We start from the raw sequence: 23,154 nt of genomic DNA on the forward strand, positions 1-23,154 counted from the left end.
TAATCTAGAACAAGTTTCAGACTTGATCGTTCAAGGAGCACTGAATCTACCGGCAGGTAGCGCTGCTGTGAGCGGTGGATCAGGTGATTCACGCCACGACGGAATGGCGGAGTCCGATGATTCGCACGGCAGCCGGAGCCCTGCCATGCTGACTCATCGCTCCCTCTCGCTGATGTCACGGAACGGACCCATGCCTGCGGAAGCCAAGGCGGACTCGAAGAACGCGCGGTCGGCGTCGCAGCCGTCCACGCCCTCCTCCGCGCACCACTCCACCCCGCACCCCGCCACTGCCCCGCTCACCGAGCGGCAGGAGGCGCGCCGCCGACGGATCCTGCACGCGAGCGCGCAGCTGGCCAGCCGGGGCGGCTTCGACGCCGTACAGATGCGCGAGGTCGCGGAGTCGTCGCAGGTCGCCCTGGGCACGCTGTACCGCTACTTCCCCTCGAAGGTTCATCTGCTGGTCGCCACGATGCAGGACCAGCTGGAGCACATGCACGGCACGCTGCGCAAGAAGCCGCCGGCCGGGGACACGGCGGCCGAGCGGGTGGCGGAGACGCTGATGCGGGCGTTCCGCGCCCTGCAGCGCGAGCCGCATCTCGCCGACGCCATGGTCCGCGCGCTCACCTTCGCGGACCGCAGCGTCAGCCCCGAGGTCGACCAGGTCTCCCGGCAGACCACGGTGATCATCCTCGACGCCATGGGCCTCGACGACCCCACCCCCGCCCAGCTCTCCGCCGTCCGCGTCATCGAGCACACCTGGCACTCGGCCCTGATCACCTGGCTCTCGGGCCGGGCCTCGATCGCCCAGGTCAAGATCGACATCGAGACGGTGTGCCGCTTGATCGACCTGACGGACCCGGCCGCGGACGACTAGGGCCGCGGGCGCACGGGGCGTGGCACGCGGGCACGCAAAAACCTACGAGACGGGTTCCCTTCGCCGGTATTACCCGGATCAGGTAGTGGAGGTCGCCTTCCGGTCCAACTGCTACCTTCCGGCCTCTCAGCCCGACCGTCGACGTCGGCCCCAGCGGATGCCTAAGCGTCTCGCCAAAGTCGGCTACTCCGGTTGAACTCCCTCACTCGCCTCGTAGGCAATACCAGGATAGAACGCCTATGGCCGGATAGAAACCCCCGAAAGGGATTTTTTTCTTCAGTCTTCCGGTGGGAACACCGGCTCCCCGCTCCCCAGCAGCGTGATCGTGATCGCCTCCACCGGGCAGCCCTCCGCCGCCGCGAGGATCTTCTCGTTGGCATCGGCCTCCGGCTCGACCGGGTGGGACTGCATACCGGTGTCCAGGCGGAAGGCGTCCGGGGCATGGTGGACGCACTGGGCGGAGCCGATGCACACCGAGCGGTCGACCTCCACCTGCCAGCGGTCGCCCATGCTCACGCCTCCCAGCCGGCCGGCAGATGGATCATCTTGTGCTCCAGGAACTCGCCGTACCCCTCGGGGCCGAACTCCCGACCCAGGCCGGAGTTCTTGTAGCCGCCGAAGGGGCCGAGCATGTCGAGGCTGAAGGTGTTGACGGAGTAGGTGCCGGTGCGGACCTGGCGGGCGACGTCGATGCCATGGGCCACGTCGGCCGTCCAGACGCTGCCGCTCAGCCCGTAGTCCGAGTCGTTCGCGATCTTCACGGCCTCGGACTCGTCGCCGTACGGGAGCAGGCAGATCACCGGGCCGAAGATCTCCTCGCGCGCGATCCGCATGGAGTTGTCGACGTCGCCGAAGAGGGTCGGCTCGACATACCAGCCGCGGTCGAGGCCCGGCGGACGGCCGCCGCCGGTGAGGATCTTGGCCCCTTCCTCCTGGCCGATGCGGATGTAGTCGAGGTTGCGCTGCTGCTGGCGCCTCGCGACCAGCGGGCCCACCTGGGTCGCCGGGTCGAGCGGGTCGCCGACCACCAGCGCGCCGGCCGCCGCCGCGAAGGCGTCCGCGAACTCGTCGTAGCGCGAGCGCGGCACAAGGATGCGGGTCTGGGCGACACAGGCCTGGCCGTTGTTCATCCAGGCCGCCGAGACGATGCCGGGGACGGATGTCCCGATGTCGGCGTCCGGGAGCACCACCGCCGCGGACTTGCCGCCCAGTTCCAGGGTCACGCGGGTGAGATTGCGCGACGCGACCTCCATGACGCGCTTGCCGGCCGCGACCGACCCGGTGAACGAGACCTTGTCGATGTCCGGGTGTCCGACCAGGTACTCGCTGACCTCACGGTCCGCCGGGAGGATCGAGAGCACGCCCTCGGGCAGCCCGGCCTCCTTGGCGATCTCGCCCAGCAGATAGGCGTCGAGCGGCGACTCGGGCGACGGCTTCAGTACGACCGTGCAGCCGGTCAGCAGCGCGGGCGCGAGCTTGGCCGCCGCCACGAACTGCGGGACGTTCCACGGGACCACGGCTGCGACGACCCCCACCGGCTCGCGCCGGACGAGGATCTTCCCGAGGACTCCGTCGCGCGTCTCCTCGTAGGTGTAGGTGCGCGCGACCGTGATCGCCGCGTCCCACACCATCATCGCGCCGAGGGCCTGCGCGAGGACGCTCCAGGAGTACGGGGAGCCGTTCTCGGAGGAGATGACGCGGGCGATCTCCTCGTGGCGCACCGCGATCGCGTCCTTGATCCGGGTGACGACCTCGACCCGCTCGTCGAGGCTCATGCGCGGCCAGGGACCCTCGTCGAACGCCTTGCGCGCGGCGGCGACGGCCCGGTCGACGTCCCCCGTCGAGGCGTGCGGCACCCGCCCGATGACCTCTTCGGTGTGGGGCGAGATCACCTCGATGACGTCCTTGCCCAGGGGGTCCGTCAACTCCCCCCCTATGAACAGCTGTCCGTGTTCCACGAGCTCCGTCATGGCTGACTGCCTCCCGAGGGACCGTTCCCTGACGCTTCTCTGACGCTTCATCAGATACGAGAACTGATACCAGTTCCAGTCAGCGGAGTCCACGGGCCGGACGCCGGACGCGGAGAGATAACAGTCGACTTGGGCACCCAATGGAATCTGTTCTAGTTATAGTGGCCGGCAGACCGGACAGTGACCGGAACACGGCGATTGGTGGGAGCCCATGGCGCAGGTGACCGATCACGGCGGGGGCGTACGGTCGATCCGTGTCCCCATCCCGGACAACCCCCTGGGCCACACCCTGGTGTACGTCGTGGACACCGACCGCGGTCCCGTCCTGATCGACACGGGCTGGGACGACCCCGCCTCCTGGGACACCCTCGCCGAGGGCCTCACCGCATGCGGCACCACCGTCGCCGAGATCCACGGCGTGGTCATCACCCACCACCACCCGGACCATCACGGCCTGTCGGGCCAGGTGCGCGAGGCGTCCGGGGCCTGGATCGCGATGCACGCGGCGGACGCCTCGATCGTCCGGCGGACGCGGGAGAACCGGCCCGAGCGCTGGTTCGCCTACATGGCGGCCAAACTGACGGCCTCCGGCGCGCCCGAGGAGCACCTGGCGCCCCTGCGCGGCGCCCGGACATCGGCCCGTCCGAGCACCCTCCCCGGCTTCTCCCCCGCCCTGCCCGACCGCGAGATCGTCCCCGGCGAACTCCTCGCCCTGCCCGGCCGCCGCCTGCGCGCGATCTGGACCCCCGGCCACACGCCCGGCCATGTCTGCCTCCACCTGGAGGAGGACCATCCCGCCCGCCTCCCGGGCCACGGCCGCCTGTTCTCCGGCGACCACCTCCTGCCGAGGATCACCCCGCACATCGGCCTGTACGAGGATCCGGACGACGTCACCGTCACCGATCCGCTCGGCGACTACCTCGACTCCCTGGAGCGCGTCGGCCGCCTCGACCCCGCCGAGGTGCTCCCGGCCCACCAGCACGCGTTCGCCGACGCCCCTTCCCGCGTACGGGAGTTGCTCGTCCACCACGAGGAACGCCTGACCGGACTGCTGACCCTCCTCTCGACACCGCTCACCCCCTGGCAGCTCGCCGAGCGCATGGAGTGGAACCGGCCCTGGGACCAGATCCCGTACGGATCACGCACCATCGCGGTCTCGGAGGCCGAGGCCCATGTGCGGCGGCTGGTGAAGCTGGGACGGGCGGAGGCGGTGACGGGGAGCGATCCGGTGACGTACGTGGCTGTGTGATGCGTCGGCCGCGGTAAGGCGTTTGTCGAGGCGGATGCGTTGACCGCGCCAATGCGTTGGCCGAAGCGGGTGCGTTGACCGCGGTAGTGCGTTGGCCGAAGCGGGTGCGTCGGTCGCGGTAATGCGTTGGCCGTGGCGGGCGCGCGGCTGATAGCAACGGCGTCATGGATGACCTCGCACAACTCCTCGCCGAGCGCGCCTGTGAGCGGCTCGTTCTCGACTTCGTCCGCCGTCTGGACCTCGGTGAACCCGGCTCGGTGACCGAACTGTTCACCGAGGACGGCTGCTGGCAGTGGCCGGAGGGCGACCGGATCGTGCGGGGGCGTGACGCACTGCGGGAGTACTTCGGCTCCCGTCCCCCCGACCGGCTGTCGCGCCGCGTGATGACGAACATCCTCGTGACCGTGGGCTCGCCGACGACGGCCACCGCCACCTCGTATTTCACGACCTATCGCGTCGACGGCCACACCGGAGGCATGGTCCCGGCCGGGCCTCCTGTCCAGATCGGGCACTACGAGGACGTCTTCCGCAAGGTCGACGGCCGCTGGCTGCTCGCCTGCCGGACGCTCTTCCTGCCGTTCGGCGGACCGACGCCCCGCCAGTGACCGGGAGCTTGTTTCGCCCCCTCCGCCCCTACCCGTCCCGTACCTGGGGGCTCCGCCCCCAGACCCCCCGAGATCGCGCTCCGCACTCGTCCTCAAACGCCGGACGGGCTGACCCCCTTCAGCCCCTCCGGCAGGCTGGAGATGGTCGTCAGGAACCGTGCGTCGCGTAGTCCAGCCCCTCCTCGTACGACATGGCGAGGCCCTCCTCGTACGCCTTCTCGTACTCCGTGTCACCGATCTCCTCGCGGACGCGCAGTTCGTGCGAGCAGCGGGTGGCGATGAGGTCGGGTGAGTCCATCTGGGCGCGGCCGGTGAGTTCCCAGACGCGTTCGCCGATGCCGAGGAGGCGGGCCGCGCGGTGGCCGTCGCCGGCCGCGACGACACCGGCGGCGAGCACGTCGAGGGCCATGGCCGCGCCGACGGTGTTGTGCAGCAGCCCGTGCCCGGCCAGGGCGGTGCGGGCGTTGCCGACCGCCGCGCGGACATCGCCGCGGGCCAGGTCCGCCTGGGCCACGATCCCGTCGGCGAAGGCACCCGCCCACGACTCGCCGCACGCCACGCTGGCCGCGCGCACCTCCTCGGCCACCGCACGCGCCCGCTCGTGGTCGCCCCGCAGCATGTACGAGAAGGAGAGCGCCACGCGGACCTGGAGCTGGGCGGCCCCGAACCCGTCCTGCCGGATGGGCAGCCGGGGCGTGGCGGACAGCACGTCGATCGCCTCGGACAGCTTGCCGCTCAGGGCCAGTTGACCGCCGATGAGGTACGCGGCGGCCACCACCGCCGCCGGATCGCACTGGTCCCGCGCCGCGTCGGCGCACCGCACCGCCCACTCGGCGGCGACCTCCAGGTCGCCCTGGAGCAGCGCCACCGCGCCGCGCGACCACACGGCTCGGATGCGGTCGGGGCCCGGCGGCGGGTCGGTGGCGAGCGCCAGGTCGAGGCAGTGCTGGGCATCGCGCAGATAGCCGCAGTGCCGCCACAGGAAGCCGATGTCGGCCGCCATCTCCAGGGCGACACGGCCGTCGGTTTCGGTGAGCGCCCAGTCCATTGCGGCGCGGAGGTTGGCGTGTTCGGTCAGCGTGCGCTCGCACCACGCCACCTGTCGTCCGGTGTTCCACTCGGCGCAGCCTTCGCGGGCCAGGCGCCGGTAGTGGTCACGGTGGCGCAGCCGTACGGCTCGCTCCTCGCCGAGCGCGCGCAGCCAGTCGGCGCCGAACTCCCGTACGGTGTCAAGGAGCCGGAAGCGGTCCGGGTCGGCGCGGTGACGACGCACTAGGGACTTCTCGACGAGCCGGGCGAGCAGACCGGCGATCCGCCCGGCGGGCAGCGGACCGCCCGCGCAGACCTCCTCGGCGGCGCGTACGCAGAAGCCGCCCGCGAACACCGAGAGGCGGGCCCACAGCAGCCGTTCCAGCGGTGCGCACAGTTCGTGGCTCCAGCCGATGGCCGTACGCAGCGTCTGGTGGCGCGGCGGCCCCTCTCCGTCACGCGCGACGAGCAGATCGAGCCGGGACGGCAGACGTTCGCCGAGGCGGTCGTGCAGCTGGGCCAGGGAGAGCTCGGAGAGCCGGACGGCGGCGAGTTCGATGGCGAGCGGGATGCCGTCGAGACGGCGGCAGACGGCTTCGACCGCGGCGCGGTTGGTGTCGTCGAGAGCGAATCCGGTGGCGGCCGCTCGTTCGGCGAACAGGGCCACCGCGTCGTCGGCGACCGGCAACGGGTCCAGGTACAGCACGCGTTCGCCGGGCAGGCCGAGTTGCTCGCGGCTGGTGACCAGGATGCGCAGCCCCGGCAGGACCGGCAGCAGCGCCTCGGCGAACGCCACGCAGTCCGCCAGAACGTGCTCGCAGGAGTCGAGGACCAGCAACAGCCTTTTGCCCTCGGCCCATTCGGCGACCACCTCGGTGACCGGGCCCGTCGACTGGTCCGCGAGCCGCAGCGCCTCCACGACGGCCAGGCCCACCAGGCCCGCCGTGTGTAGCGGGGAGAGCTCCACCAGCCACACGCCGTCGGGGTACGCGTCCCGGACCCGGCCCGCGGCCCGCAGCGCGAGCCGGGTCTTGCCGACGCCGCCGACCCCGACGAGGCTCACGAGCCGGTCGATCCCGACCCCGGGATCCAACTCGTCGTCCAGCCAGTCGAGTTCGTCCCGCCGCCCGACGAAGCTCCGCGTCTCCGGGGGCAGATTGCCGGACCGTCCACCGGTCGTCTTGTCAGACACGTGGACCAGTCTGTCCGCGTCGCACTCCCGCGATGCCTCGCTCCAGCAACTCGAACAGAAAGGCCGCAACCCCCATCACTTCCGTACACCTTCCGACGAGATGCGATCAATTCCCCGTCAATGAGGGCGGGAAGGGTGATATTCGGAGATTGTCAGGTGATGGGCGAGAGTGACCAGGGAGGACGGATGGCCGCCAGGGGCGGAGGCGGTGGGGGCGACATGACCACGGGCGCCGGCGTCGGAGACGACAACTCGGCCGCGGGAAGGCGTTTCGGGAGCCGCGGCTCGGCCGCGGGCACCGGCCTCGGAGACGGCGCCCCCGTCACAGGTCCCGGGAACCGGACTGACGCCCTGAGCACGGACGTCGGTCTCAGGGACGGCAAGCCGAACGCAGACACCCGCACCGGAGACGGCGCCCCGGTCACAGGTGCCGAGGGTCGGAGCGACGACCTGAGCGCGGACATCGGTGTCAGGGGCGGCACGCCGACCGCGGGCGCCGGTGTCAGGGACGGTGACGTAACCGCGGACGTCGGTGTCAGGAGCGGCCGGCCGACCACGGACGCCGATATCGGAGACGTTGACATGACCCCGGACGTCAGCGTCAAGGGCGGCCGGCCGACCGCAGGCGCCGGCGTCAGAAACGGCCGGCCGACCGCGGGCGTCGGTGGCGGGGACGGTCAGCCGACCGCGGGCGTCGGTGGCGAGGACGGTCAGCCGACCGCGAGCGCCCGTATCGGGGACGGGGACGTGACCGCGGGTGTCGGGCGGCAGGTGCGGTGGCTGGTGCTGGTGCCGCTGGCCGCCTGTCTGGCGATCGCCGTGCCGGATCTGCTCTTCGACCGGGTGCCGCCGCTCATCGTGCTGCTGCTCATCGGCCCCCTGCTGGCCTGCGTCCGGCTGGGCGTCCGGCACACCGTGCTGGCCTGCTGCTGGTCCGCGGTGCTGGGCCTCGCGATGGGGATCGACGACCGCACCGTGCAGACTTTCGCGTTCGCCGTCCACTGGAGCGGCCTGCTGTTCGGCTGCGCGCTCACCGTGTACGCGGCCCGGCAGCGCGAGCGGCTCGTCGCGACGCTCGACCGGGCCCGCGAAGTCGCCCGGATCACCCAGGAGGCGGTCCTGCGGCCCATCTCCCGCACCCTGGGTGGCACTCAGGTGTGCACCCGCTACCACAGCGCCGCCCTCGAGTCGACCGTCGGCGGCGACCTGTACGACGTCGCGGTGACCCCGTTCGGACTGCGTGTCCTCGTCGGCGACGTCCGTGGCCACGGGCTCGACGCCCTCCGGCTGACTGCCGACACGATCGCGGGCTTCCGCGAACTCGCCTACATGGCACCCGACTTGACGACCCTCACCGCCGACCTCGACGCACGGCTCGCTCCGGAGCTGGGCCCCGAGGACTTCGTCACCGCCGTGCTCGCCGAGTTCGCGCCCGGCGAGGTGCGACTGGTCAACTGCGGTCACCCGGCACCCCTGCGCGCCGGCCACCGCATCGAACTCCTCGAACCCCGCGTCACCGCCCCGCCGTTGGGACTGTGCCCCGACCCGCGCCAGTACCGCGTACGGCTCCAGCCCGGCGACCGGCTCCTCCTCTACACCGACGGCCTGACCGAGGCCCGCGACCCGGAGGGCGCCCCCTTCCCCCTTCTCGGCGAGGCCGCGCTCGCCCTGCGCGAGCCGCTCCCCGACGAGGCCCTGCACTCCCTGTACGCCCGCCTGATCGCCCACACCGGCTCGGCCCTCGCCGACGATCTCGCCCTGGTCCTGTGCCAGCCCATGGAGGCGACGGTCCCCGCGCGCGTGCCGTGAAGCCATGCGGTACGGCAGATGACCACCAACCACCTCACCTCCGCCCAGCGCGAGATCGGGGCGCTGTTCATGGAGAGCCAGGGCCGGGGCTGCGGCGCCCAGGTCGACATCGAACCCACCGACCCCTGGAACGTCCCGGGCCACTACGGCTGGACCGGCGGCACCGGCACAACGGCCCACATCGTCCCGTCGTCCGGCACCGTCGCCGTCCTGCTCACCCAGGTCGCCATGGAGAACCCGACGCCCACCCCGCTGATGCGGGACTTCTGGCGCCGCACCGCTCAGTGAAGCAGCGTCCGGATCAATTCCTCGGCGTCGCCCAGGAGTTGGACCTCGCGCACGCTCATCGTCGGATTGGCCGCCCGGCGCCGTCGCGCCTCGGTGAGACCGTCCTGCGTCACGCCGTGCACGCCCTCCCCGAGCATCGCGGCCAGCGTCTCGCGCGCCACCTCCGCGTGCGGCTCACCGCCGACGGCGACCTGGGCGAGCATCACGGCGGACATACCCCAGTCGAGGCCGGGCGCGCCCTCCTCGGCGTTGGCCCAGTCGATGACCTTCGGGCCGTCCGGGGTGAGCATCACGTTGTCCGGGTGCAAGTCCAGGTGCAGGACGCGGACCGCCGGGTCCGCCGAGACCCGGGCGGGCAGCGCGTGCAGCCCGCGCAGCAGCCGGGCGAGGGTGACGCCCGCCTCCCGCGGGGAGAGCACACCGGCGCCGAACGCCTCCAGCATGGTCGGCCCCGACAGCCGCTCCATCACCAGATCGCTGCGGGTCGCCGCCCGCACCCCCGGCACCGGATACCCGTGCCCGCGCACATGCTCCATCACCACGGCCTCGGCGGTGGCGTCGCCCCACCCCTCCCGGTCCCGCCGCAGTACCCACGCCTCGTCGATCTCGTAGACGTCCGCCGAACGCCCCGAGCCGAGCAGTCTCCCCGTTCGCATGGGCCGACTTTAGGGCCAGTCCTGCGGATTGGCCCGGCATCCGCCCGGGCCCACAGGCGGCCCTCAGGCGCTTTGCTACGGCCCGGTAGAGTGAGCGCGTCGTCATCACGCCCGTACGGGGGGAAGCCGGTGCAATTCCGGCGCTGACCCGCAACCGTGAGCCGCCCACCAGGGACGGTGAGCCGGATCGCCGCGCACGGGACGTGACCGGCTCGTGCCACCGGCAACCCGCCGCTGGCCGGCACCGTCGAGGGATACGGAGCCGGAGCCGCCCGGATGCTCCAGCGTGCGCCCGGTGCTGCCCGGCTCCCCGCAGGGAGAGTCATGATTGTTCGCCGCAGCGCCGCGGTACTGGCCGCCACCGTCGTCATCGGTACGGCCGTCGCACCGGCAGCCTTCGCCGCCGACGCGTCCCCCTCTCCCTCCCAGGCGATCCCGTCCGGGCTGTACGGCTCCACCGACCCCACCTACGACGGTGTCTGGCGGCAGTCGCTCGCGCTGCTCGCCCAGCACACCGTGGGCGTCGAGCCCGCTGCCAAGGCCGTCGACTGGCTGACCGGACAGCAGTGCGCGAACGGGGCGTTCGCTCCGTACCGCGCCGACGCCACCGCCAAATGCGATGCCAAGACGATGGTCGACACGAACAGCACGGCCGCGGCCGTGCAGGCCCTCGCCGCGCTCGGCGGGCAGGACGCCGAGACGGGCAAGGCCGTCGCCTGGCTGAAGTCCGTACAGAACAAGGACGGCGGCTGGGGGTACACCGCGGGCGGGGCGAGTGACGCCAACTCGACGTCCGTGGTGATCGGGGCGTTGACGGCCGTGGGCGAGAAGCCCGCCGATGTCGCCAAGGGCGGCAAGTCGCCGTACGACGCCCTCGTGGCTCTGTCTCTCGCGTGCGGCTCGGACGGTGGCGGCGCGTTCGCCTACCAGCCCGACAAGAAGGGCAAGCTCGCGGCGAACGCGGACGCGACGGCGGCAGGCGTGCTCGGCGGTCTGGGCAAGGGGTTCGCGACGAAGGCCGGCGCGGCGTACGACCGTACGCAGTGCGCCACTACCGACTCCCTCGGACCGCAGGACGCGGCGCAGAACGGCGCCGACTATCTGGCCAAGTCGCTGGAGAAGACCCCTTACCTGAAGTCCGCGCTCGCCGGTGCCAAGGACCAGCCCGACTACGGCAACACGGCGGACGCGGTCGTGGCGCTGTCCGCCGCGGGAGCGACGACGTTGGCGAAGGAACCCCTCGCCTGGCTGGAGAAGAACTCCGGCGCCTGGGCGGCGAAGGCCGGTCCGGCCGCGTACGCCCAGCTGATCTTCGCCGCCCATGCGACCGGCACGGACCCGCGTGACTTCGGCGGCGCGGACCTCGTCAAGCAGCTCGGCGCGACCGGTCCGGCGGCGGACGCCTCCGACCACTCGGCCGCCCCGAGCGACGAGAAGAAGAAGGACGACGACAAGGGGCTCGGTGTCTGGTGGATCGTCGGCGTCGGTCTCGTCGCCGGTATCGGCATCGGCTTCCTGATCAGCGGCCGCAACAAGAAGCAGCAGCTGTGAGCCGCCGTCGGACATCCGCGCCGGTCTTCGCCCTGACCCTGGCCCTGCTGCTCCTCATGCTCGGCGGCGCGGGGCAGGCCCGTGCCGTCGGCTACCGCTACTGGTCCTTCTGGGATCTGACCGGCGGGAAGTGGGCGTACGCGACGCAGGGTCCGTCGACCGCGCGGCCGTCCGACGGCGACGTCGAGGGGTTCCGCTTCGCGGTGAGCGAGGACTCGCAGGACGCCTCGAAGCCGCGCGGGGCGGCGGACTTCGCGTCCATATGCGCGAAGACACCCGCCCAGCAGGGCAAGAAGCGCGTGGCCCTGGTCATCGACTTCGGCACGACGGCGGACGCGCCGTCCGGCGAGACGCCACCGGCCGCGCGTACGGCGTGCGCCCGCGTCCCCTCCGACGCCACGACGGCCGACGCCCTCGCGTCGGTCGCGAAGCCCCTCCGCTACGACACCAACGCCCTTCTGTGCGCCATCGCGGGCTACCCGCGCACCGGCTGCGGCGAGCAGGTCTCCGCCACGAAGCCGACGGCCTCCGCCCGTTCCCGGGCGACGGCCACCCACCACGGCCCGTCGGTCGGCCTGCTCGCGGGCGCCGCCGCGGTGGCCCTGCTGGGCACGGCCGCCATCTGGCAGGCACGCCGCCGCCGGGGCTGAGGCGGGGGTGGGAGCGATGACGACGGACGACGACGCACGGGCCGAGACGACCGCCGCTGCTGCGGAGGCGGCCGAGACTGCTGCCGCCGCCGCGGCTGCCGCCGACCAACGACTCGCGCGGCAGGAGCGCACCTCCGCCGCCCCCACTCCCGCTGTTGCTGCTGCTGCCGCCGAACTACTCGCCCGGCAGGAGCGCACCTCCGCCACTCCCGCTGCCGCCAACGCTGCCCCTGCCCCTACCCCTACCCCTACCCCTACCCCTACCGACGAACGACTCGCGCGGGAGGAGCGCACCTCCGCCGCCGCTGAGGGCCATCGGTTCGCACGGCCGGGGCGCGCCGGCGCCGCTACCACTGTGGGCAGTCGTCCCGCAGGGCGTCGGGGGTTCCCCCTGCTCAAGCGAACCCGAGAGCTTGGGAGAAGGCGGACACCTGCAGCGCCGGGTGCCGCCCCGGCCAGGCGCCCACTGCACCTGCGTACCCGCACGCCGCAGGCGAACCGCAGCAACGCGCTCCACCCGGGCGCCTGGTGGATCTGGGCCCTGGGCCTGGGAACCGCTGCCTCCCGGACCACGAACCCCCTCCTCCTGGCCCTCCTCGTCGGCGTAGCCGGATACGTCGTGGCGGCGCGCCGGACCGAGGCACCCTGGGCCCGCTCCTACGGCGCATTCGTGAAGCTGGCGGCCGCCGTTCTCGGCATCCGGCTCGGCTTCGCCGTGTTCCTGGGCTCCCCGATCCCGGGAACGCACGTCATCGTCACGCTCCCCGAAGTCCCCCTCCCCCACTGGGCCCAAGGCATCCGCATCGGTGGCCGCATCACCGCCGAGGGCCTGGTCTTCGCGCTGTACGACGGCCTGAAACTCGCCACGCTCCTCATCTGCGTGGGCGCGGCGAACGCCCTCGCCAACCCGGCGCGTCTGCTGAAGTCGCTGCCGGGAGCGCTGTACGAGGCGGGCGTCGCGGTGGTCGTCGCCCTGACCTTCGCCCCGAACCTGATCGCCGACGCACAGCGACTGCGCGCCGCGCGCAGGCTGCGCGGCCGCCCCGACCGGGGCCTGCGCGGCCTGCTGCACGTAGGGCTCCCGGTCCTGGAAGGCGCGCTGGAGCGCTCGGTCGCCCTCGCGGCGGCGATGGACGCGCGGGGCTACGGCCGCACCGCCCAGGTCCCACCCGCCGTCCGCCGCACCACCGCCGTACTGACACTGGGCGGTCTGCTCGGCGTCTGCGCGGGCACGTACGGACTGCTGACCGCCGAGGGCGTCGGCTACGGCCTACCGGTGCTGCTGACCGGGCTGGCCGCGGCGCTCGGCGGCCTGTGGCTGGGCGGCCGCCGCTCGCTGCGGACGCGGTACCGGCCGGACGTATGGGGCGCACGGGCATGGCTGGTCGCGGGGTCGGGCGTGGCCGTCGCGGCGCTGATGATCGTCGCCGCCTCCTACGATCCCGTGGCGCTGCGCCCCGGCGTCGTCCCCCTGGTGGCCCCCGCTCTCCCGCTCTGGCCCGCGGCGGCGATCCTCCTCGGTCTCCTGCCGGCCTTCGTCACCCCGATCCCCAAGGAGTCGTCATGATCCGCTTCGAGGATGTCTCCGTGACGTACGACGGTGCGGCCGAACCCACCGTCCGGGGCGTGGACTTCGAGGTGCCCGAGGGCGAACTGGTGCTGCTCGTGGGGCCCTCCGGGGTCGGCAAGTCGACGGTGCTGGGCGCGGTGAGCGGTCTCGTCCCGCACTTCACGGGCGGAACGCTGCGCGGCCGGGTCACGGTCGCCGGACGGGACACCCGCACCCACAAGCCACGCGAACTCGCGGACGTGGTGGGCACGGTGGGCCAGGATCCGCTGTCCCACTTCGTGACCGACACCGTGGAGGACGAACTCGCTTACGGCATGGAGTCGTTGGGCCTCGCGCCGGACGTGATGCGCCGCCGGGTCGAGGAAACCTTGGATCTGCTGGGCCTGGCGGCACTGCGCGACCGACCGATCGCCACGCTCTCCGGTGGGCAGCAGCAGCGGGTCGCCATCGGCTCCGTCCTCACCCCGCACCCGAAGGTCCTGGTCCTGGACGAGCCCACGTCCGCCCTGGACCCCGCCGCCGCGGAGGAGGTCCTCGCCGTCCTCCAACGCCTCGTCCACGACCTCGGCACCACCGTCCTCATGGCCGAACACCGCCTGGAACGCGTCATCCAGTACGCCGACCAGGTCGTCCTCCTCCCGTCCCCGGGCGCCGCACCGCTCCTCGGCACCCCCTCCGAGGTGATGGCCGTCTCCCCGGTGTACCCGCCGGTGGTGGATCTGGGGCGCCTCGCCGGCTGGTCCCCCCTCCCCCTGACGGTGCGCGACGCACGACGGCGGGCAGGGGCGCTGCGGGAGCGGTTGGCCGAGGTCGCGGGTAATAGGGCATCAAGTGCCGGCGACGCGGTCAATCCCCCCTTCCCCTCGCGCCCCCACTCCACGTCCCGCCTGTCCCGGCTCCTGCGCAGGGCCACTCCTACCGCCCCCGCCCCCGCCCAAACAGCCGTGGTCGAATCCCTCGCCGTCCGGCGCGGTCGCGTCGAGGCGCTCCGCCGTGTCGATCTCACCGCCGCCCCCGGCGAGACCATCGCGCTGATGGGCCGCAACGGCGCCGGGAAGTCCACCCTCCTCGGAGCGCTGGTCGGGCTGGTGGAACCCGCCGCCGGATCCGTCCGGGTCGGCGGGGCGGTGCCGCACCGCACGGCGCCGCGCGAGCTCGTACGGCGCGTGGGCCTCGTACCGCAGGAACCGCGGGATCTGCTGTACGCCGACACGGTCGCCGCCGAGTGCGCGGCCGCCGACCTCCCCCACGCTCGGCTTCGCTCGCGCGGGGGGACCCCCAGCGCGGGCTCCGAGCAGGGCACCTGCCGGGCTCTGGTGTCGGAGCTGCTGCCGGGGATCGCGGACGACACCCACCCACGGGATCTGTCGGAGGGCCAGCGGCTGGCACTCGCGCTGGCCGTCGTGCTGACGGCCCGCCCCCCGCTGCTGCTCCTCGACGAGCCGACCCGCGGCCTCGACTACGCGGCGAAGGCCCGCCTGGTCACCGTGCTGCGCGGGCTGGCCGCCGAGGGCCACGCCATCGTCCTGGCCACCCACGACGTGGAACTCGCCGCCGACCTGGCCGACCGGGTGGTGATCCTCGCGGACGGCGAGATCGTCGCCGACGGCCCCACCGCCGAGGTGGTCGTCGCGTCCCCCTCCTTCGCCCCCCAGGTCACGAAGGTGCTGGCCCCCCAGCCATGGCTGACCGTGGCCCAGGTCAGGAACGCACTCTCATGACGTCGCCGGAAGCCCAGCCTCAAACCCAGGCCCGTCCTCAAACCCAGGCCCAGGCCAAAGCCATCCACCTGGGGCCCCGCTCCATAGCCGCCCTCGTCCTCGTCAGCGCCACCGGCATCGCCGGGTTCGCCTGGCCGCTCTTCGCGGGGCCCGGCTCGCAGGTCAGCGCACACGCGCAGGATGCCCCCTGGCTGTTCGCGGGGCTTCTTGTGCTGCTCGTCGCGGTCGTGGCGGCGACGATCTCCGAGTCGGGGCTCGGCCCGAAGGCGGTGGCGATGCTGGGCGTACTGGCCGCGACCGGCGCCGCGCTGCGGCCGGTCGGGGCCGGGACCGCGGGGATCGAGCCGATGTTCTTTCTGATGGTGCTGAGCGGGCGGGTGCTCGGGCCGGGGTTCGGGTTCGTGCTGGGGTCGGTGACGATGTTCGCTTCGGCGCTGCTCACCGGCGGGGTCGGGCCGTGGATGCCGTTCCAGATGCTCGCCATGGGGTGGTTCACGATGGGCGCCGGGCTGCTGCCGGGCCCCGACCGGCTGCGCGGGCGGGTCGAACTGGTGATGCTCGCCGCGTACGGCTTCCTCGCCGCCTTCGCGTACGGCACGGTCATGAACCTGTCCGGCTGGCCCTTCATGGACGCGCTGGCCTCGACCGTCGCCTTCGACCCGCACGACACCGTCCCGGCCAACCTGACCCGCTTCCTCGCGTACTGCCTGGCCACTTCACTCGGCTGGGACCTCGGCCGGGCGGTGGTCACCGTCGTCCTGACCCTCACGCTCGGCCCGGCGCTCCTCAAGGCGCTTCGCCGGGCGACCCGCAGGGCCGCTTTCGAGACCGCGGTCACATTCGACGCACCCGCTGCGTGATCCCGCGAGCACGGATCGTGGGGCGACCGGTGAAGCACCCCACATGACGCACGTCACCTACGAAGCGGCATAGTAGTCCAGGTTGTCCGATATATCCGCAGACACACCCCCTCTGACCTGCACTTTGAGAGCCAGTTCACACAGGAGACGTTTCCGCTCGATTCGGCCACCACTAGTAAAAGGGTTCATTGCGGACAGGGTCCGAGCCTGTTTCTCTTGAGCTCGTCGCCAGGCACCGACGAGCCCACCCGGGCCGCGGCGCCGACGTATACCGACACCACCCACCGCGTGGCACCGGCACACAGCGACTCCCCTGCCCCCGAAGAAAAGGTGCCCCGCGTGACCGTCTCCATCATCCGCCGCGTCGTTGCCTCCCCGAAGAAGGCCCTCGCCGGTGCCGCCGTGGCCGCCGCCACCACCGGCATGGTTCTGGCCGCAGCCCCCGCACAGGCCGCCCCCGCCACCACCACCTCGGCCTCCTCCGCCCAGGCGATCGCGCACCAGATGATCCCCGACGCCACGCAGTTCAACGCCTTCAGCAAGATCGTCGAGCACGAGAGCGGCTGGAACCCCAGCGCCACCAACGCCTCCTCCGGCGCCTACGGCCTCGTCCAGGCACTGCCCGCCTCCAAGATGGCCACCGCCGGCAGCGACTGGAAGACCAACCCCGCCACCCAGATCAAGTGGGGCCTGGACTACATGAACTCCCGCTACGGCAGCCCCACCGCCGCCTGGAGCTTCTGGCAGGCCAACGGCTGGTACTAAGAACAGCCAACCCGGGCTGCCCACACCAACCAGGGCTGCCCCCACAACAGGCTCCCCCAAAGCCTGCACACAGCAGCCCCCCGAGCGAAGGCGGCGGCCCCCGATCCCCGGGCCGCCGCCTTCGCCATGCTCGCCCATGGCCGCCACCGCTTCGGCGGCACCACCCGCGGCTTGCGCCGATGAGGTAGCCGGTGCGATCACTCCACGGATCGTGATGGCGGGGCGCTCGCCGGGCCGGCCGGATCGAGACCCGTGAGGTGGGCTCGGGTGTAGGTGCGGAAGGCCGCCACGAGGCCGTTGCGGTCGCGGGCGCGAGTCGCCAGCACGACGTGGCTGGGCTCGACGCCCTCGAGCGGGACCGTGGTGAGGTCTGGGCGCATGGTGTGGGTGTGGACGTGGACGGAGATGGCCACGGCCTGCCCGGCGGCGATGAGTTCGAACTTGTCCTCGACGGCCTCGATCAGCGGGCCGCTGGGTGCCGGGCGTCCGTCGGGCCGGGGGTCGATGCGCCAGAAGGCGCTCAAGAGCGGGTCGGACCCCCGCACCTGGGGCAGGGGTTCGTCGGCGATGTCGTCCAGGGTGACCGATTCCTTGCCGGCCAGCCGGTGCTCCCGCGACACCACCAGAACCCGGGGCTCGTCGTACAGGGCCGTCACGTCAAGGCCGTCGGTCGGGAACGGCAGCCGGGCGACCACGGCGTCCACCCGGTGGTCCAGCAGTGCCGGGCGCGGTTCGTCCGGGGCGAGATGCAGGGTTCGCACTTCGGCGTCGGGGTGCCGGTGGCGCAGCTCGCGTACGACCGGGGTGATGATGAGGCCTGGCGTGTAGCCGACGGTGATGCGGCTGGGTCGGGCGGCGGCCCGGGTGCGCGCCGCGGCCTGGTCGGCGGTGCGCAGCAACTCCGTGGCGAGCGGCAGGAAGACCTGGCCGGCCTCCGTGAGGTGATTGCCGTGAGGCGTGCGCTCGAACAGGCGGGCACCCAGTTGCTGTTCGAGGCGGTGGATCTGCCGGCTCAGGGACGGCTGGGTGGTGTGCAGGGCTTCGGCGGCACGGCCGAAGTGCCGGTACTCGGCCACGACGGTGAAGCACCACACCAACCGCAGATCGAAGGCTGCCGGAGGCGGTGACGAGTCGGGCACCGATCCAGCGTAGCCCTCGCGCGATCCGTCACCGCCGCCGTGGCCGCCGTGAGCACGGCGATACACGCGGCGTATCGCCCCTTACGAAACATTCAATGGACCTGCCGCGCCCTGTCGCCGCAGAGTGGGATCACCGGCCGGGCGCCGTCCGAGCGCCCCATCGGGCCGGTCCTCGATTTCCTTTCGTCCAAGGAGTGCACCGCCATGCGTGTGTTCGTCACCGGCGCGTCCGGGTTCATCGGTTCCGCTCTCGTGCCCGATCTCATCGCCGCCGGGCATCAGGTCGTCGGGCTCGCCCGCTCGGATGCCTCGGCCGCCGCCCTGACCGCCGTCGGCGCCGAGGTGCGCCGCGGCACGGTGGAGGACCTCGACGGCCTGCGCGCCGGAGCCGCCGAGTCCGATGGTGTCGTCCACCTGGCGTTCCACCACGACTTCACGCAGCACGAGGCCGCGGCGCGCGCCGAGTTGCGCGCCATCGAAACGTTCGGCGATGCCCTTGAGGGATCGGACCGGCCGCTGGTCATCGCCTCCGGGGGGCCTGTGGGGAGTGAACAGGACGCGTCCCTCGCCTCGCCGAGCCCCCGGAACGCGGGCGCACGGGCGGCACTTGCTCTCGCGGAGCGCGGCGTACGCTCGTCCATCGTGCGGCTCGCGCCAACGGTCCACGACCACAGCACGTGCGGCATGGTCGCGACACTGGCCGGCATCGCCCGCGAGAAGGGCGTCTCCGGCTACCTCGGCGACGGGACCAACCACTGGCCCTCGGTACACCGGCTCGACGCCGCGCCCCTGTTCCGCCTGGCGCTGGAGAAGGCCCCGGCGGGATCCGTGCTGCACGCCGTCGGCGAGGAGGGCGTGCCCCTCCGCGCCATCGCCGAGGTCATCGGCCGCCACCTGAATGTGCCGGTGACCCCCGTCGCCGCCGAGGATGCCGGCGCCCACTTCGGCTTCCTGGCCCGCATCCTCGGGCTCGACATGTCGGCCTCGAGCACGCTGACCCGCGAACTGCTGGGCTGGCAGCCGACCCGTCCCGGGCTCCTCCACGACCTCGACAACGGCCACCACTTCGACAGCTGACCTCGCGCCATCGCGCTGCCGACCACCCAGAATGCGATGACCGATGGCGACCATCGCTTTGGCCGAGCGGTTTCTCAGGACGGAATGAACCCCGGCCACCACGGCGGGACATTTCCCGGACACACGGCATCAGGATATGAACCCATCGCGCCCATTCCCGTCACGACGAACCAGAGGAACCACAGGTTGAAGACGGTTCCGACGGCGACAGCGGCGCCTTGGCGGAACCTTCCGATCGCACCGTAAAGAAGCACCCAGGCAACCGCGGTGGCGAACCAGATGAACGGGGCGACGAAAAGCAGGAACAGTGAATTGGCCGAGGCGTTCACCCCGACATCGCACGACGTCCATGTCCGGCCGACGACGAAAATCGCGATCAGCGATGTGGGAATCCCGAGCAGCGCGCCCATGCGGAACCCCGCCGACCAGAGCCCTGGCGCCTTCCGCACCTCCGGCACCGTTTCCACAACCAGCCCCCCCTCGTCGCACAGGTGAATCACGCAGCCGGGCAGCGGCGCAGCGGGTTCCGACCATTCCGCCGACTCGTAGTCAACAGCACAGACAAAGGAGGCACTTGGCGCTCGTCCTGTACGGCGCGCTCGGCACCGGCGCGGACGACAGGAACCCGAAGCCGTTTCGCTCCCCGCGACGCGGGTCAACCGTCGCAGCCGCCCCGGCACTCGAACCACACCGTCTTGCCGCCCCCAGGTCCGGGGTCCACACCCCACTTGTCGACCACGGCGTCCAGCAGGACAAGCCCACGTCCGCCCTCCGCCTCCGCCCCTGCCTCCGCAAGCAACTCGGGTGAACTGCACGGGAGTTGCGCGGATCCGTCCGCCACCTCCACACGGACTCCCGCCGCCTGTCGCAGCATCAGCAGCGAACAGCGCCGGTCCGGGACATGCCGTACGACATTGGCGACCAGCTCGGTCACGCCCAGTTCCACGGCGTCGGTCAGCTCCGTCAAGTCCCAATCGTCCAGCAGCGAGCGGACGATACGCCTGATGTGCCACGCCGAGTGCGCGCCGACCGTGAGCCGCATGCCGTACTGGGCGGGGCGAGGACCCAGCAGGGTGGGGGGAAAGTATTCGTTCACACTACGAGGCTGACCTCGCGCGACTACCGTCGGCTACGGAACGGATACAACAGGTCCCGCAGTGGGCCGCGTTGTGCGAGAGGGGGCTCCGCGTGACCCACATCAACGTCCTCGACCCGGGCGCTTCACCACTCGACTACTACGGCTTCGAGCTACGGCGCTATCGCGAAGGCGCCGGGCTGACACAGAAACAGCTCGGCGACATCGTCAACTACACCGGCTCCCTGGTCGGCCAGATCGAAACGGCCCGCAAGCTGCCGACACCGGAGTTCAGCGAACGGGCCGACGCGGCGCTGGGCACGGGCGGCCTGCTCTCCCGGCTCGTCGAACTCGTGATGCGCAGTCAACTTCCGGCCTGGTTCCAACAGGTGGCGGAGTTGGAGGCGCGGGCCATCGAGATCTGCACCTTCCAGGCCCACATGGTGCACGGTCTCCTCCAGACCAGCGCCTACGCGCGTGCCACGCTCGGCGCCCTGGACCGGACCGACGTCGACGACCGCACCGCCGTGCGCCTGGCCCGTCAGCGCATCTTCGAGAAGAGCGAGCCGCCGGTCCTGTGGATGGTTGTCAGCGAGGCCGCCCTGTACCAGGAGATCGGCGGCCCGGACACCATGCGCGGCCAACTGGCCCACCTGTTGTCGTTCGAGGGCAACCCGCGGATCAACATCCAGATCCTGCCGTTCTCGGCCGGGGCGCACGCGGGACTCCAAGGCTCATTCACCCTCTTCCGCTTCGCGAGCGACCCGGACATCGTCTACACCGAGGGCTACGGCAGCGGGCATCCGACCGCCAACTCGGACACGGTAAAGGACTGTTCGCTCCGTTACGATCATCTGCAAGCCGCCGCACTCTCCCTCGGAGACTCGGCGGAGCTGATCCGGTGCGCGATGGAGGAACGCTATGGGGAACACCGCGATTCCGACGGGGATCCAGTGGCGTAAGTCCAGCTACAGCGGCGATCAAGGCGGCGAGTGCGTCGAGTGCGCACCGCTCGGCCCCCTGGCCTGGCGCAAGTCCTCGTACAGCGGCGACCAGGGCGGCGACTGCGTAGAGATCGCCGAAGCCCCCCACACCACCATCGCCGTCCGCGACTCGAAGAACCCGGCGGGACCGATCCTCACCCTCGCCCCCGTCGCGTTCACCACGTTCGTCGACTGGACGGCTGCAGCCGCGGGCTGAGCGACCCCGATCACATTCGGGCCCGGCTGCGTGCGGCCCCCGTCACACTCCGCGGCGGCGCTCCGTGGACGCTCGCGCACCCTCCGTCAGTAGCGGGGTGAAGCACCCCACAGGGCCTAAGTCACATACTAAGGACGACAGTAGGGCAAATAGGACGCCATGCACGCGTCATAATGCCCCCTGACCTGCACTTTGAGAGCCACGTCACACGAGGGACTTTCTTCTCCCATGCGACCACCACTAGTAAAAGGGGTCATTGCGGACAGGGCCCGAGCCTGTTTCTCTTGAGCTCGTCGCCAGGCACCGACGAGCCCACCCGGGCCGCGGCGCCGACGTATACCGACACCACGCACCCCGTGGCACCGGCACACAGCGACTCCCCTGCCCCCGAAGAAAAGGTGCCCCGCGTGACCGTCTCCATCATCCGCCGCGTCGTTGCCTCCCCGAAGAAGGCCCTCGCCGGTGCCGCCGTGGCCGCCGCCACCACCGGCATGGTTCTGGCCGCGGCCCCCGCACAGGCCGCCCCCGCCACCACCACCTCGGCCTCCTCCGCCCAGGCGATCGCGCACCAGATGATCCCCGACGCCACGCAGTTCAACGCCTTCAGCAAGATCGTCGAGCACGAGAGCGGCTGGAACCCCAGCGCCACCAACGCCTCCTCCGGCGCCTACGGCCTCGTCCAGGCACTGCCCGCCTCCAAGATGGCCACCGCCGGCTCCGACTGGAAGACCAACCCCGCCACCCAGATCAAGTGGGGCCTGGACTACATGAACTCCCGCTACGGCAGCCCCGCCGCCGCCTGGAACTTCTGGCAGGCCAACGGCTGGTACTGATCAGCCGAGCCACACCCCCGTACGCGAAGGCGGCGGCCCCCCGATCCCCGGGGCCGCCGCCTTCGCCCGCGTCCAGGAATAGCCGCGCGAGCACCCCGCGTTGCCGCGAGCATGACGACGAATGCGCCACGGCCCGAGGTGCTGCGATACACGGCCTTCTCCAGCTCCCCCGACGGCGGAAACCCCGCCGGCGTCGTTCTGGACGCCACCGCCCTGAACGACAGCGACATGCTGGCCATCGCCGCCGACCTCGGATACTCGGAGTCCGCGTTCCTGACCGCGCCCCCGGAGGGCCTCGGCGGGCAAGAGGGGCGGGCGTACAGCATTCGTTACTTCAGCCCCAAGGCCGAGGTGCCGTTCTGCGGGCACGCCACCGTCGCGGCCGCCGTCGCGCTCGCCGAGCGGACAGGCCCCGGGGAGCTGGTGTTCGCGACGCGCGCCGGCACTGTGCCGGTGGAGGTGGCCGAGGAGGGTGGAACGCTCAGGGCCACACTCACCAGTGTCCAGCCGCACATCGAGGAGATCGCCGACGCCGACCTGGCGGAGGCGCTCGCCGCGCTCGGCTGGCCGGCCGCCGATCTCGACGCGGCCTTCCCGCCCCGTATCGCGTTCGCCGGCGCCCGCCATCTCGTTCTCGGGGCGGCGACGCGCGCTCGCCTCGCAGATCTCGCGTACGACTTCGCGCGCCTGGAAGCCCTCATGCACCGCTTGGACCTGACCACGGTCCAGTTGGTGTGGCGGGAGTCGGCCACCGTCTTCCATGTCCGTGACCCGTTCCCCGTCGGCGGCGTCGTCGAGGATCCGGCGACCGGCGCCGCGGCCGCCGCGTTCGGTGCATACGCCCGTAAGCTCGTCCTGGTCCCGGAGGATGCCGTTTTGACCCTGCATCAGGGCGAGGACCTGGGCCGCCCCGGCGAGCTCACGGTGACGCTGCGGACGGGCGACGCGCGTGTCCGTGTCAGCGGCGCGGGAGCTCGCATCGGCTGAAGCGCCGGCCAGGACGGCAGTGCGAGCACAGGTCTCCCCGGTCGTCGCAGAGTG

22 protein-coding genes, 1 pseudogene and 2 riboswitches are annotated in these 23,154 nt (G+C 71.7%); of the genes and pseudogenes, 16 read left to right on the plus strand and 7 right to left on the minus strand.

What is annotated here, in order from left to right; genetic code table 11:
- Nucleotides 1-190 precede the first annotated feature (190 nt).
- Entirely contained in the window at nt 191-874 is a 684-nt protein-coding gene (locus ACIBK0_RS00385; protein ID WP_399074003.1) for a TetR family transcriptional regulator, read from the plus strand.
- Nucleotides 875-912: 38 nt separating this feature from the next.
- Nucleotides 913-1,088: riboswitch (TPP riboswitch) on the minus strand.
- A gap of 62 nt (nt 1,089-1,150) precedes the next feature.
- On the opposite strand, the gene ACIBK0_RS00390 is transcribed toward ACIBK0_RS00385, so the two are convergent.
- Nucleotides 1,151-1,384 (minus strand): ferredoxin, encoded by a 234-nt coding sequence (locus ACIBK0_RS00390; RefSeq protein ID WP_399074005.1) that lies wholly within the window; start codon nt 1,382-1,384, stop codon nt 1,151-1,153.
- Nucleotides 1,385-1,386: 2 nt separating this feature from the next.
- Nucleotides 1,387-2,844, minus strand: coding sequence for an aldehyde dehydrogenase (locus tag ACIBK0_RS00395; protein ID WP_399074007.1), 1,458 nt, complete (start codon nt 2,842-2,844; stop codon nt 1,387-1,389).
- Nucleotides 2,845-3,055: 211 nt separating this feature from the next.
- Here ACIBK0_RS00395 and ACIBK0_RS00400 point away from each other — a divergent pair, with 211 nt between their 5' ends.
- Nucleotides 3,056-4,093 (plus strand): MBL fold metallo-hydrolase, encoded by a 1,038-nt coding sequence (locus ACIBK0_RS00400; RefSeq protein ID WP_399074009.1) that lies wholly within the window; start codon nt 3,056-3,058, stop codon nt 4,091-4,093.
- A gap of 164 nt (nt 4,094-4,257) precedes the next feature.
- Complete coding sequence (locus ACIBK0_RS00405; protein WP_399074011.1) at nt 4,258-4,698, plus strand: nuclear transport factor 2 family protein; 441 nt, start codon at nt 4,258-4,260, stop codon at nt 4,696-4,698.
- A 148-nt stretch (nt 4,699-4,846) separates the two neighbouring features.
- Here the strand turns inward: ACIBK0_RS00405 and ACIBK0_RS00410 are convergent, their stop codons facing one another.
- Entirely contained in the window at nt 4,847-6,919 is a 2,073-nt protein-coding gene (locus tag ACIBK0_RS00410) for an ATP-binding protein (RefSeq protein WP_399074013.1), read from the minus strand.
- A gap of 186 nt (nt 6,920-7,105) precedes the next feature.
- Here ACIBK0_RS00410 and ACIBK0_RS00415 point away from each other — a divergent pair, with 186 nt between their 5' ends.
- Complete coding sequence (locus ACIBK0_RS00415) at nt 7,106-8,728, plus strand: PP2C family protein-serine/threonine phosphatase (protein WP_399074015.1); 1,623 nt, start codon at nt 7,106-7,108, stop codon at nt 8,726-8,728.
- 6 nt (nt 8,729-8,734) lie between these two features.
- Nucleotides 8,735-9,016, plus strand: a pseudogene (locus tag ACIBK0_RS00420) (serine hydrolase); the annotation flags it as partial.
- On the opposite strand, the gene ACIBK0_RS00425 reads toward ACIBK0_RS00420, so the two are convergent.
- Entirely contained in the window at nt 9,010-9,672 is a 663-nt protein-coding gene (locus tag ACIBK0_RS00425) for a phosphotransferase (RefSeq protein ID WP_399074017.1), read from the minus strand. The pseudogene ACIBK0_RS00420 and the gene ACIBK0_RS00425 overlap by 7 nt on opposite strands.
- Before the next feature lie 120 nt (nt 9,673-9,792).
- Nucleotides 9,793-9,864: riboswitch (cobalamin riboswitch) on the plus strand.
- A gap of 132 nt (nt 9,865-9,996) precedes the next feature.
- Between ACIBK0_RS00425 and ACIBK0_RS00430 the strand changes: the two genes are divergently transcribed.
- The 6 genes from ACIBK0_RS00430 (at nt 9,997) to ACIBK0_RS00455 (ending at nt 16,789) form a co-directional block, all read left to right on the plus strand.
- Complete coding sequence (locus ACIBK0_RS00430) at nt 9,997-11,223, plus strand: prenyltransferase/squalene oxidase repeat-containing protein (protein WP_399074019.1); 1,227 nt, start codon at nt 9,997-9,999, stop codon at nt 11,221-11,223.
- Nucleotides 11,224-11,279: 56 nt separating this feature from the next.
- The gene (locus ACIBK0_RS00435) at nt 11,280-11,873 is read left to right on the plus strand and encodes an SCO2322 family protein (protein ID WP_399075075.1); all 594 of its coding nucleotides are present in this window, start codon (nt 11,280-11,282) and stop codon (nt 11,871-11,873) included.
- Between the two features lie 466 nt (nt 11,874-12,339).
- Nucleotides 12,340-13,440, plus strand: a complete 1,101-nt coding sequence (locus ACIBK0_RS00440) for a CbiQ family ECF transporter T component (protein ID WP_399075077.1) — start codon at nt 12,340-12,342, stop codon at nt 13,438-13,440.
- A complete protein-coding gene (locus ACIBK0_RS00445) occupies nt 13,437-15,164 on the plus strand; it encodes an ABC transporter ATP-binding protein (RefSeq protein WP_399074021.1) in 1,728 nt (575 codons plus the stop codon). Before ACIBK0_RS00440 ends, ACIBK0_RS00445 begins: the two co-directional genes overlap by 4 nt.
- The gene (locus ACIBK0_RS00450; RefSeq protein ID WP_399074023.1) at nt 15,161-16,024 is read left to right on the plus strand and encodes an ECF transporter S component; all 864 of its coding nucleotides are present in this window, start codon (nt 15,161-15,163) and stop codon (nt 16,022-16,024) included. Before ACIBK0_RS00445 ends, ACIBK0_RS00450 begins: the two co-directional genes overlap by 4 nt.
- A 339-nt stretch (nt 16,025-16,363) precedes the next feature.
- Complete coding sequence (locus ACIBK0_RS00455) at nt 16,364-16,789, plus strand: transglycosylase SLT domain-containing protein (RefSeq protein ID WP_399074025.1); 426 nt, start codon at nt 16,364-16,366, stop codon at nt 16,787-16,789.
- A gap of 197 nt (nt 16,790-16,986) precedes the next feature.
- On the opposite strand, the gene ACIBK0_RS00460 is transcribed toward ACIBK0_RS00455, so the two are convergent.
- Nucleotides 16,987-17,928, minus strand: coding sequence for a LysR family transcriptional regulator (locus tag ACIBK0_RS00460; RefSeq protein WP_399074027.1), 942 nt, complete (start codon nt 17,926-17,928; stop codon nt 16,987-16,989).
- Between the two features lie 204 nt (nt 17,929-18,132).
- On the opposite strand from ACIBK0_RS00460, the gene ACIBK0_RS00465 reads away from it, so the two are divergent.
- Complete coding sequence (locus tag ACIBK0_RS00465; protein ID WP_399074029.1) at nt 18,133-19,005, plus strand: SDR family oxidoreductase; 873 nt, start codon at nt 18,133-18,135, stop codon at nt 19,003-19,005.
- Between the two features lie 74 nt (nt 19,006-19,079).
- Here the strand turns inward: ACIBK0_RS00465 and ACIBK0_RS00470 are convergent, their stop codons facing one another.
- Nucleotides 19,080-19,472: a hypothetical protein gene (locus ACIBK0_RS00470; protein WP_399074031.1), complete on the minus strand. Its 393-nt coding sequence runs from the start codon at nt 19,470-19,472 to the stop codon at nt 19,080-19,082.
- Between the two features lie 188 nt (nt 19,473-19,660).
- A complete protein-coding gene (locus ACIBK0_RS00475; RefSeq protein ID WP_399074033.1) occupies nt 19,661-20,101 on the minus strand; it encodes an ATP-binding protein in 441 nt (146 codons plus the stop codon).
- 92 nt (nt 20,102-20,193) lie between these two features.
- On the opposite strand from ACIBK0_RS00475, the gene ACIBK0_RS00480 reads away from it, so the two are divergent.
- The 4 genes from ACIBK0_RS00480 (at nt 20,194) to ACIBK0_RS00495 (ending at nt 23,100) form a co-directional block, all read left to right on the plus strand.
- On the plus strand, nt 20,194-21,042 hold the full coding sequence (locus ACIBK0_RS00480; protein ID WP_399074035.1) for a helix-turn-helix domain-containing protein: 849 nt from the start codon (nt 20,194-20,196) through the stop codon (nt 21,040-21,042).
- Nucleotides 21,002-21,280, plus strand: coding sequence for a DUF397 domain-containing protein (locus tag ACIBK0_RS00485; RefSeq protein ID WP_399074037.1), 279 nt, complete (start codon nt 21,002-21,004; stop codon nt 21,278-21,280). Before ACIBK0_RS00480 ends, ACIBK0_RS00485 begins: the two co-directional genes overlap by 41 nt.
- Nucleotides 21,281-21,687: 407 nt before the next feature.
- Nucleotides 21,688-22,113, plus strand: coding sequence for a transglycosylase SLT domain-containing protein (locus tag ACIBK0_RS00490; protein ID WP_399074039.1), 426 nt, complete (start codon nt 21,688-21,690; stop codon nt 22,111-22,113).
- 111 nt (nt 22,114-22,224) lie between these two features.
- The gene (locus tag ACIBK0_RS00495; RefSeq protein WP_399074041.1) at nt 22,225-23,100 is read left to right on the plus strand and encodes a PhzF family phenazine biosynthesis protein; all 876 of its coding nucleotides are present in this window, start codon (nt 22,225-22,227) and stop codon (nt 23,098-23,100) included.
- The last annotated feature ends 54 nt before the right edge of the window (nt 23,101-23,154 follow it).

Origin of the sequence: Streptomyces sp. NPDC050564 (genome assembly GCF_044457265.1) — a bacterium.
GTDB lineage: Bacteria > Actinomycetota > Actinomycetes > Streptomycetales > Streptomycetaceae > Streptomyces.

Excerpts from the sequence above, each read along its gene's own strand:
- ACIBK0_RS00435 (WP_399075075.1), top strand. The coding sequence starts at position 11,280 with ATGCTCGGCGGCGCGGGGCAGGCCCGTGCCGTCGGCTACCGCTACTGG.
- ACIBK0_RS00415 (WP_399074015.1), top strand. The coding sequence starts at position 7,106 with ATGGCCGCCAGGGGCGGAGGCGGTGGGGGCGACATGACCACGGGCGCC.
- ACIBK0_RS00425 (WP_399074017.1), bottom strand. The coding sequence starts at position 9,672 with ATGCGAACGGGGAGACTGCTCGGCTCGGGGCGTTCGGCGGACGTCTAC.
- ACIBK0_RS00395 (WP_399074007.1), bottom strand. The coding sequence starts at position 2,844 with ATGACGGAGCTCGTGGAACACGGACAGCTGTTCATAGGGGGGGAGTTG.
- ACIBK0_RS00485 (WP_399074037.1), top strand. The coding sequence starts at position 21,002 with ATGGGGAACACCGCGATTCCGACGGGGATCCAGTGGCGTAAGTCCAGC.
- ACIBK0_RS00430 (WP_399074019.1), top strand. The coding sequence starts at position 9,997 with ATGATTGTTCGCCGCAGCGCCGCGGTACTGGCCGCCACCGTCGTCATC.
- ACIBK0_RS00405 (WP_399074011.1), top strand. The coding sequence starts at position 4,258 with ATGGATGACCTCGCACAACTCCTCGCCGAGCGCGCCTGTGAGCGGCTC.
- ACIBK0_RS00450 (WP_399074023.1), top strand. The coding sequence starts at position 15,161 with ATGACGTCGCCGGAAGCCCAGCCTCAAACCCAGGCCCGTCCTCAAACC.
- ACIBK0_RS00385 (WP_399074003.1), top strand. The coding sequence starts at position 191 with ATGCCTGCGGAAGCCAAGGCGGACTCGAAGAACGCGCGGTCGGCGTCG.
- ACIBK0_RS00495 (WP_399074041.1), top strand. The coding sequence starts at position 22,225 with ATGACGACGAATGCGCCACGGCCCGAGGTGCTGCGATACACGGCCTTC.
- ACIBK0_RS00400 (WP_399074009.1), top strand. The coding sequence starts at position 3,056 with ATGGCGCAGGTGACCGATCACGGCGGGGGCGTACGGTCGATCCGTGTC.
- ACIBK0_RS00445 (WP_399074021.1), top strand. The coding sequence starts at position 13,437 with ATGATCCGCTTCGAGGATGTCTCCGTGACGTACGACGGTGCGGCCGAA.
- ACIBK0_RS00390 (WP_399074005.1), bottom strand. The coding sequence starts at position 1,384 with ATGGGCGACCGCTGGCAGGTGGAGGTCGACCGCTCGGTGTGCATCGGC.
- ACIBK0_RS00465 (WP_399074029.1), top strand. The coding sequence starts at position 18,133 with ATGCGTGTGTTCGTCACCGGCGCGTCCGGGTTCATCGGTTCCGCTCTC.